General features: G+C 74.6%; 9 protein-coding genes. 6 read left to right on the top strand and 3 right to left on the bottom strand.

Annotated features, from left to right (window positions below; all coding sequences use genetic code 11):
* Positions 1 to 115: 115 nt before the first annotated feature.
* The 6 genes from A3IG_RS0126690 to A3IG_RS31455 all read left to right on the top strand — a co-directional run bounded on the left by A3IG_RS0126690 (position 116) and on the right by A3IG_RS31455 (position 5575).
* Positions 116 to 658, top strand: coding sequence for an RNA polymerase sigma factor (locus A3IG_RS0126690; RefSeq protein ID WP_018386652.1), 543 nt, complete (start codon positions 116 to 118; stop codon positions 656 to 658).
* Entirely contained in the window at positions 655 to 1767 is a 1113-nt protein-coding gene (locus tag A3IG_RS31470; protein ID WP_018386651.1) for a cupin domain-containing protein, read from the top strand. The genes A3IG_RS0126690 and A3IG_RS31470 overlap by 4 nt, the downstream gene beginning before the upstream one ends.
* 89 nt (positions 1768 to 1856) lie before the next feature.
* Positions 1857 to 2696, top strand: a complete 840-nt coding sequence (locus A3IG_RS0126680) for an ABC transporter ATP-binding protein (RefSeq protein WP_018386650.1) — start codon at positions 1857 to 1859, stop codon at positions 2694 to 2696.
* A gap of 5 nt (positions 2697 to 2701) precedes the next feature.
* Positions 2702 to 4273, top strand: coding sequence for a hypothetical protein (locus A3IG_RS31465; protein ID WP_018386649.1), 1572 nt, complete (start codon positions 2702 to 2704; stop codon positions 4271 to 4273).
* Positions 4270 to 4998 (top strand): hypothetical protein, encoded by a 729-nt coding sequence (locus A3IG_RS31460; protein WP_051087653.1) that lies wholly within the window; start codon positions 4270 to 4272, stop codon positions 4996 to 4998. The genes A3IG_RS31465 and A3IG_RS31460 overlap by 4 nt, the downstream gene beginning before the upstream one ends.
* Complete coding sequence (locus A3IG_RS31455; RefSeq protein ID WP_018386647.1) at positions 4940 to 5575, top strand: GNAT family N-acetyltransferase; 636 nt, start codon at positions 4940 to 4942, stop codon at positions 5573 to 5575. Before A3IG_RS31460 ends, A3IG_RS31455 begins: the two co-directional genes overlap by 59 nt.
* On the opposite strand, the gene A3IG_RS0126660 is transcribed toward A3IG_RS31455, so the two are convergent.
* The 3 genes from A3IG_RS0126660 to A3IG_RS0126650 form a co-directional block, all read right to left on the bottom strand.
* Positions 5535 to 7529, bottom strand: coding sequence for an ABC transporter permease (locus A3IG_RS0126660; RefSeq protein WP_026220698.1), 1995 nt, complete (start codon positions 7527 to 7529; stop codon positions 5535 to 5537). The genes A3IG_RS31455 and A3IG_RS0126660 overlap by 41 nt on opposite strands.
* Positions 7530 to 7535: 6 nt before the next feature.
* Complete coding sequence (gene modA / locus A3IG_RS0126655) at positions 7536 to 8267, bottom strand: molybdate ABC transporter substrate-binding protein (protein ID WP_018386645.1); 732 nt, start codon at positions 8265 to 8267, stop codon at positions 7536 to 7538.
* 74 nt (positions 8268 to 8341) lie between these two features.
* Entirely contained in the window at positions 8342 to 8746 is a 405-nt protein-coding gene (locus tag A3IG_RS0126650; RefSeq protein ID WP_018386644.1) for a TOBE domain-containing protein, read from the bottom strand.
* Between the last annotated feature and the right edge of the window lie 166 nt (positions 8747 to 8912).

The following is an 8912-nucleotide window of genomic DNA, read 5'->3' as shown; positions in this document are numbered from 1 at the left end:
CCGAACACCGCCGAACCGACCCGCCCCCGCCGAGCGGCACCGCTTCCCCAGCAACGCGTTGGTCAGGCGAGTGAACCGATCCCGACCCTCGTTGCGATGAAGGAGTGTGACGACCTTGAGCGGGACGCCCCCGAGCGACCCGGAGCTGCTACGGGCGGTGGCCGACGGCGACCGCCGCGCCTTCGAGGAGCTGTACCGCCGGTACGCGGTGTGGCTGACGCTGCGGTTGCGCGGTCGGTGCTCGGACCCGGCCCTCGTCGATGACGTGGTGCAGGAGACGTTCCTGGCGGTGTGGCGCGGCACGGCCCGTTACCGCAGGGAGGGTGACGTCGCCGGCTGGCTGTGGCGCATCGGCTCCCGGCGCCTGGTGGACGCGCTGCGTGGCGAGGGCGCCCGGGGACGGCTCCGGCAGGCGCTGGCCCGGCTCCGCGGCAGGGACGAGCCGTCAGCGGAGGACCAGGTGCTGGTGGGGGTGGAGCACGGGGACCTGGCCGGGTCGCTTGCCCGGCTCTCGCCGGAGCTGCGCTCCGTGCTCCAGGCCACCGTCATCGACGGGCTGACCACCCGGGAGGCCGCGGTGCTGCTCGGCATCCCCCCGGGCACCGTCAAGACCCGGGCCATGCGCGCCCGTCGGCAGCTACGGCAGGAGCTGGCGTGAGCACTGACCGCATCCACGGCCACGCCGGACAGCCCCACGACCACGGCCCCGGGCCCCGCGAGCACCACAACGCCCCGCGGATCGACGAGACCCGCGGCGCCCCGGCGCCCCCCGGGGCCGCCGGGCTCCCCCAGCCCGCCGCGTCGGAGACGCCCCGGTGCACCGGGGCACCGGCCGCCGGCGCCGGAAGCGGCCGATCCGAAGTCAAGGAGGTCCCTGTGGACGGTCCGTCCGGCGTGCGCCGCTGGCACCTGCCCGAGGACGATGTGCGTGACTACGCCTGCGGGTCGTTGACCGGGCCCCGACTGTGGTCCGCGGAGACCCACCTGGCCTCCTGCGACCACTGCCGGGCCCGGCTCACCGACGCGGTGGGCCCAGCCGTACTGGACGACGGCTGGGCCCGGCTTGACGCGGAGCTGGACGTGCCCCGTCCCGGCCCGCTGGAGTGGGTGCTCCTGCGCCTGGGGGTCGCCGACCACACGGCGCGGCTGCTCGCCGCCACCTCGACGCTACGCCGTGCCTGGCTGGGGGCCGTGGTGTTCACGCTGCTGGTCACCGTCGCCGCAGCCCACCTGGCCCGGGGTGGGGACACCTCGCTGCTGTTCCTCGCCGTGGCCCCCCTGCTGCCGTTGTCCGGGGTGGCCCTGTCCTTTGGTCCCGGCAACGACCCGACGTACGAGATGGCCGTGGTCGCGCCGGTGCATTCGTTCCGGCTGCTGATGATCCGCACCGTCTCGGTGCTCGCCTCGACCAACGCCCTCAGTGCCCTGGCGAGCCTGGCGGTGCCGTCGTTCGGCCCGGCCGCCCTCGGCTGGCTGTTGCCCTCCCTCGCGCTCACCTCAACCGGTCTGCTGCTGATGTCCAGGCTCGGGCCGGTATGGGCGCCGGTGCTCGTGGGATCGCTCTGGGGGCTGGCGGTGCTGACCGGGCAGGCACTGTCCAGCGGCACCCCGCTGCCGTTCACCGCGGCCGGCCAGCTCTGCGCGGCCGCGGCGACGATAGCCGCCAGCGCCGCCCTGGTTGCGGTCAGGGACCGCTTCGACCGCGGTGGCCAGCCCGCTTCCTCCTTCCCGTTCCGCGCCGACACCGTTATCCGGAGGTTCAGTTGATGTCCCGGCCACGACCTCTCCCGCCGTCGTCGGCGGCCCCCTCAGCGGCCCCTTCGCCGATACCGTCCTCGTCGGCTCCTACGGTCTCGGTGTCCGGGGTGACGTTGAGCTTCCGCAACACCCGGGCGCTGGACGACGTCTCGATCCGGTTCGGCGAGGGCATCACGGGACTGCTCGGGCCCAACGGCGCGGGGAAGACCACCCTGCTGCGCATTCTGGCCACCGCGATCACCCCGGACAGCGGAGCGCTGACCGTGCTCGGCCACGACCCGCGCACCGTCCAGGGGCGGCACGAGATCCGCCGTCGGCTGGGTTACCTCCCGCAGAACCCCGGCTTCCACCCGCGGTTCACCGCGTTCGAGTTCGTGGACTACGTGGCGATCCTCAAGGAGATGACCGACCGGCAGGCCCGACACCAGGAGGTGCGACGGGTGCTCGACACGGTGGGCCTCGGCGACCGCCGGGGCAAGCGCATCTCGTCGCTCTCCGGCGGGATGCGCCAGCGGGTCGGTCTCGCCGCGGCGCTCGTCGGCGATCCCTTGTTCATCGTGCTGGACGAGCCCACGGTCGGCCTCGACCCGGAGCAGCGGCTGAGGTTCCGCGAGTTGGTGGCGGAAACCGCCGAGGGCCGCACGGTGCTGCTGTCCACCCACCAGACCGAGGACGTGGCGATGCTGTGCCGTCGCGTGGCGGTCCTCGACCAGGGCCGCGTGAGGTTCACCGGCACCCCCGCGGAGCTGGCCGCGGTGGCCGAGGGGCGGGTCTGGAGCAGCACCGAGAGGGATGCCGGTGCCCGTGCCGGCTGGCGCACCGGCACCGGGGAGTTCCGGAACATCGGCGATCCCCCGCCGGGGGCCCAGGTGTGCGCGCCGACCCTGGAGGACGGTTACCTGCTGGCGCTCGGTGACACCAGCGGGGTGGCCGGGTGAGTGTCATGACCGCCCCGTCCGGGGCCTCGAAGGAGGCGGCCCGGGCCCGGGTCCCGGCCGGCGATCGACGGGCCGTGCTGGCCCTGGCCCGTTTCGAGGGGCTGCGGCTGTTGCGGCACCCGCTGGTGCTGACCGCGTTCGCGCTGTGTGTCGTCTGGATGGCACGGCCGGGTGCCACCACCTGGCGCAGCCATCCGCCGCTCCAGGACATGGACAGGGACCATCAGTTGCCCCTGGTGTTGGTCGGGTTCGCGGTGCTGATCGCCGTGAACCTCGCCGCCACCCGGGCGCGTCGCCACGGCACTGACGCCATCCTGGACGCCCTGGTGTTGCCGCCGTGGCAGCGGACCGTGGCCCACCTGCTGTCCCTGTTGCCGCTCTGGTTGGTCGGCGCGGTGATGGTCGCGGCCCAGTTCGGCTGGATGGCGACGCGGCCGGAGGCCGTGGGCCGGGGCGACATCGCCGAGTTGGCCACCGGGCCGACCTCGGTTCTCCTCCTGGGCGTGGTCGGGGTGCTGCTGGCCCGGCTGACGGCCTCCGCCGTGGTGGCGCCGCTGACCGTGCTGGCACTGCTGACCTCGATGTTCGTGCTGGCGGCCGGTGACAGTGGAGTCGCCTGGCTGTACCCGACGGTGCACCAGTCCCCCTCGGGGGTGCCCACGGACCTGCTCGACCGGCCAGCGGGGTGGCACCTGCTGTACCTGCTGGGCATGACCACGCTGTTGGGAGCGGTGGCGACAGCCGTCGCCGGTGGTCGGCGGCGGACGGCGCGGGGCACGGCGGTGGCCGCACTCACCTGCGTGCTGGCCGGGGCGTTGTTCCAGAGTGCCTGGCCCTCGGGGGCTCTGGCCAGGGAGCGGCAGCAGGCCACCGAGCGCCCCGCCGAGGTGCAGCGCTGCCAGCGGCTGGGCACGACCGAGTACTGCCTGTTCCCCGAGTTCGGCGTCTGGGTCGACGACTGGGACCGGGTGGTGCGTGAGGTCCGGGCGCTGACCCCGAAGGATGTGGCAGCCTCGCCGATCACCGTGCGACAGCGGGTCAACGCCGTGGACGCGGGCTCGACGGGCAGCGACGGAGCCATACCGTTTGCCACGCCGAGCGAGGGCCCGACCGGGTCCGCCTGGTCCGTGCCGGTGGGCACGCTCTGGGGCAGCGGCACCGAAGACCTGGCGTTGGCCGCCGCCACGGCCTACCGGCTGGTCACCGGGGAAGCGCCACAGCCCGGCACCCCGGTGATGTGCGACAGCCGGGGGGTGCTGACGCTCTGGTTGGCCGTCCGGGCGACCTCCGAGGCCGACCTGAACTCCCTGCTTGACGGCCAGTTCAGCGGCGGGGGCGTCCCGATCAGCCTCTTGGGCGAGGCCCAGTTGGACGCCGGCTGGGTGGTGCTTCGCGAGCACGAGCTGGCCGTGGTGCAGGCGCTGCTTGACCGGCCCCGCGGCGACGTGGACCGGCGGGTGCGCGAGGAGTGGTCCGCGCTCACCGCCCCGGGCACCTCCAGCCTTCGGGCGGCGGAGCTGCTGGGTGTCACCGCGCCCGCGGTGACGGGTGACGACGGCGAGTGGAACTGCAGATGAGGTCGCAGACGCCAGCCGTGGCCAGGGAGCTGTGCCGGCCGACCTGGCGGGCCCTGCCGTGGTCCGTCCTCGCGGGCGTTGGCACGGTCGCGCTGCTCTCGGTGGCCCTCCCCGAGCTCCTTGCGGACCCGACCCCGGGGGTGCGCCTGTCGCTGCTCCGGATGGCGGCGCTGACCTGCGCCCTGGGGATCGCGTTCCTCTTGGATGACCCGGGCCAGGTCACCACTGCCACGGTCCCGGTGCCCCGACTGGTGCGGCACGCGCTGCGGGTCCTCCTGGTGTTGCCGCTGCATGCGGTGCTGTGGTCGGCGCTGCTCGCGGTGGCCTGGATCGGCGCCGGGGAGAGTGACCGGGGCCAGCTCCCGCTGGGCGGGGTGACCGTGGAGGCGGCTGCCGTGTCCGCGTTGGCCGTGGCACTCGCCACCGTTGTGGCCCGCCGGGACGGCACCCGTCCCGGCACGGTGGCGGCACCCACCCTGCTGCTGGTGACCGTGCCCCTGGCGTTCCTTCCCGCGCCGTTGGCGCTGGTGCTGCCCGAGGGCCATCCGGACTGGGCACGGGTGCACGCCCTCTGGGCGGCGATCTGCCTCGCTGCCGCAGTGGCCAGCGTCGTCCTGGCCCTGACGCCCCTTGGGCAGTACCGGCACCGCCCGGATAATCACCGGCATGCCAGCCAAACCGACCAGCCCCTGGATCGTCGCCCCGACCCCGGTCGGCTCCGCTGAGGCGGTGTCCCTGCTCCTGGACTACCTCCTCGACGTCAGCAACAGCTACTACCAGCACCACCACGGCCGGCCCGCCCTGCCCGACGAGGTCGAGCCGGGGCTCACCGACTACCGCAGCGAGGACCTCGCGCCGCCCACCGGTCTGTTCCTGGTGGGCCGGCGCGACGGGGAACCGGCCGGCTGCGCGGGGCTGCGGGTGCTGACCCCGGACACGGTGGAGCTGACGCGGATGTTCATCCGCCCGGCGCACCGGGGCACGGGAGGCGGTGGACGGCTGCTGGCCGCGGCCGAGCACGCCGCCCGCGGGCTGGGCGCCCGGCGGATCTGGTTGGACACCCGCCTGGATCTGACCGAGGCCCGCGCGCTGTACCTGCGGCACGGCTTCGTCGAGATCCCGCTCTACAAGGACGATCCGTACGCTGAGATCTGCTACGGCAAGGAGCTGGACGCCGCCCCCGACGTCCGACCCCCCGGCGTCCGGACCCCCGATCCTGGCGCCGTCGGTCCTGGCGCCTTCGGTCCTGGTGGGGCGGGTGTCACCGCGGGACCAGCGTCACCTCCGTCGCCTTCACGCTGACCCACACCCGGCTGTCGTCGGTCAGCGCCAGGTCCGCGGCTGCGGCCGGGGTGATCTCGGCGATGATGTCGGGGCCCGGGTCGGAGGTCACCACCACCCGCAGCCGGCTGCCCACGGTGGTCAGCTCGCGGACCCGTCCCGGCCAGACGTTCCGGGGGCTGCCCTCGGGGCGGGAACGGTGCAGCGACACCGCTTCCGGCGCGACCACCGCGAGCGCGTCCGTGCCCACCGGCAACGGCTCGGCGGCAACCAGGGCCGCGCCGGAGCCCAGGGCGAGCCCCTCGGCGTTCGCGGTGCCGGGCCAGGCGTTGCGCCCCAGCATCCGGGCCACCCAGGGGGACCTGGGGCGTCGGCTGACCTCCGCGGGCGACGCGTCCTGGACGACGCGGCCCCGGTCCAGGACCAGCACCCGGTCGGCCAGGGACACCGCCTCCACCGGATCGTGGGTGACCAGCAGGCACACCCCGCCGAACCCGGCGAGGTGGGTCCGCAGCGTCTGCCGCACCCGGGCCCGCGTGGTCTGGTCGAGGGCCGCCAGCGGCTCGTCGAGCAGGAGCAGCCTCGGCTCGGCAGCCAGTGCCCTGGCCAGGGCAACCCTCTGGGCCTGGCCCCCGGACAACTGGGCGGGCCGGCGACGGGCCAGGTGCCCGACACCGAGCCGGTCCAACCAGCCCTGGGCGATCCGGCGGGCCTCGGCGCGGCCGGCACCGAGGGCGCGCGGGCCGTAGGCGGTGTTGCCCAGGGCCGTCAACCGCGGGAACAGCGCGCCGTCCTGGGGGACCCAGGCGACCCGCCGGCGGTGCGGCGGCAGGGCGGTGACGTCGTGTTCGCCGAGGCTCACCACGGCGTGTGCCCGCGGGGTGAGCCCCAGCAGGGCGCGCAGCAACGTCGTCTTGCCGGCACCGTTGGGGCCGACGACGGCGATGGTGGTGCCGGGTTCCGCGTCCAGGACCAGCCGGGTGAACCCGGTGACCTCGGCGTGCAGCGACCACCGTTCCCCCGTCGCCGGGCCCACGCCCGGTTCCCGGCTCCCAAGGCGCGCCTCTCCCGAGTACTCCGTGTCTCCCGAGTACTCCGTGCCCCCCGCCCCCGGGGACCGTCCCGCCGTGCGGCGGCCCGCTCGACCGGACCGCTCGGCATGGCCGCCCACCCAGCGCCCGCGCAGCGCCACCAACACGGCCATGGCCACCGCGAGCAGCAGCAGCGACACCGAGGTGGCCGCCTCGGGATCGTCCTGCAGGAGCAGGTACACCTGGAGCGGCAGGGTCTGGGTCACCCCGGGCAGGTTGCCGGCGAAGGTGATGGTGGCACCGAACTCACCCAGCGCCCGGGCCCAGGTCAGTGCGGCCCCCGCGACCAGCCCGGGCGCGACCATGGGCAGGGTGACGGTGCCGAAGACCCGCAGCGGGGAGGCACCGAGCGACGCCGCGGTCTCCTCGTAGCCGGGCTGGAGCCCGGCCAGCGCCCCCTCCAGGCTGACCACCAGGAAGGGCATGGCCACGAAGGTGGCCGCGACGACCGTGCCGGTGGTGGTGAACGGCAGGGTGACGCCCAACCAGTCCCGGAGCGGCTCGCCCACCACGCCGCGCCGTCCGAACGCCAGCAGCAGCGCCACCCCGCCGACCGTCGGCGGCAGCACCATCGGCAGCAGCACCAGGGACCGCACCACGGCCTTGCCCGGGAAGTCCACCCGGGCGAGCAGCCAGGCCAACGGCACCCCGAGCAGCAGGGACGCCCCCAGCGCGGCGAACGACACCAGCAGTGACAGGCGCAGCGCCTCGCCGACCTCGGGGCGGCGCAGGTGCTCGCCCAGGTCGGCCCAGGGGGTGCGGGCCAGCACGCCGACCAGCGGCAGCAGCAGCAGGCCGACCGCGACGACTGCCGGGAGGACCAGGGCTACGGGCGCGCGCGCCGGGGTGGTGGTGCGACCGGTCACTGGCGCGGGGGCGTCCATCGGTGTTCAGGGTGCCTGGAAGCCCGCGGCACGCAGGACTCGCTGGCCGGGGGCGGCGCGCAGCCAGGCGATGAAGTCCCGGGCGGCGGCGGCGTGTTCCGACTCGTTGAGCACGGCGGCCGGGTAGACCGCGACGGCGTTGCTCTCCTCGGGGACGGGCACGGTGGCGACCTTGTCGTTGCTGGCCGCATCGGTGACGTAGACCACCCCGGCGTCGGCCTCGCCGAGCCCGACCTTGCCGAGCACGGCCCGCACGTTGGGTTCTTCGGAGACCGGGTGGACCTCCACTCCCCGCTTCTGGAGCACCTCGGCGGCGTACCGGCCGGCGGGCACCTCGGGCGCGGCCAGGACCACCTTCAGGTCGTCCCGGCCCAGGTCGTCGAGGCCGCGCACCCGCTCGGGGTTCCCCGGCGCGACCACGATGGTGAGCCGGTTCTTGGCGATCACGGTCGCCGGGCCGGTCTGGGCGCGGAGCCCGGCCATGGTCGTGGTGTCCGCGGTGGCCACCACGTCGGCGGGGGCGCCCTGACGGATCTGCGCGGCCAGTTCCTGGGAACCAGCGAAGGAGAACGTCAGCTCGGTGCCCTCGTGCTCCCGCTCGTACACCGCGCCGGCCTCCTCCAACGCGTCGGTGAGGGAGGCCGCGGCCAGCACCCGCAGGGTGGTGGCCCCCTCCTCCTCGTCGGAGCCGCAGGCGGCGAGCGGCACCAGCAGGGCCACGACGGACAGCCCCACCACGGCCCGGAGGGCCCGGCGGCGCCGCGACCGGTTCCGTCGGGAGGAGTCGCTCCCGCGACGGTGTGGGCCGGCCATCAGACGCGGTCGATGTGGACGTTGGTGGCCTTCACCCTGGCGGTGGCCTCCATGCCCACCTCCAGGCCCAGGTCCTCCACGGCCTCCCGGGTGAGCAGCGAGACCAGCCGGTGGGGACCGGACTGCACCTCCACCTGGGCGGCCACGTCGCCGATCCGCACCGCGGTGACGATCCCGGGGAAGGCGTTGCGCACCGAGGTGTGCCCCGGCTCGTCGTCGCCCGGGTCCTCGGACCCGTTCTCGGCCAGGCTCACCGAGAACGCCGCGAGGTCCCGACCGTCGATCAGCCGGCGTCCGGCGTCATCGCGGTGGGTGGGCAGTTTCCCGGCGTCCGCCCAGCGGCGCACGGTGTCCGAACTGACCCCGAGCAACCGGGCCGCCCGGCCTATGGTGTAGGAGCGCATATGCGGCACCTTAGAGTCATTGGGCTTGCATCTGCAATCCTCATCACTGCCAGGGCCAGCAAATGCGTCTCATACCCTCGCCGCCGCCGTCCCCCCGGGGGTGGCGCCAGCTACACCTCGTTACGGGGGCCAGGACCAGTGCCGTCGGCGGCGCCCACCGGCAGGG

This window comes from Wenjunlia vitaminophila DSM 41686, from assembly GCF_000380165.1.
Lineage (GTDB): Bacteria > Actinomycetota > Actinomycetes > Streptomycetales > Streptomycetaceae > Wenjunlia > Wenjunlia vitaminophila.
The sequence above is the reverse complement of the archived record's forward strand: the minus strand, read 5'-3'. Positions and strand labels throughout refer to the sequence as shown.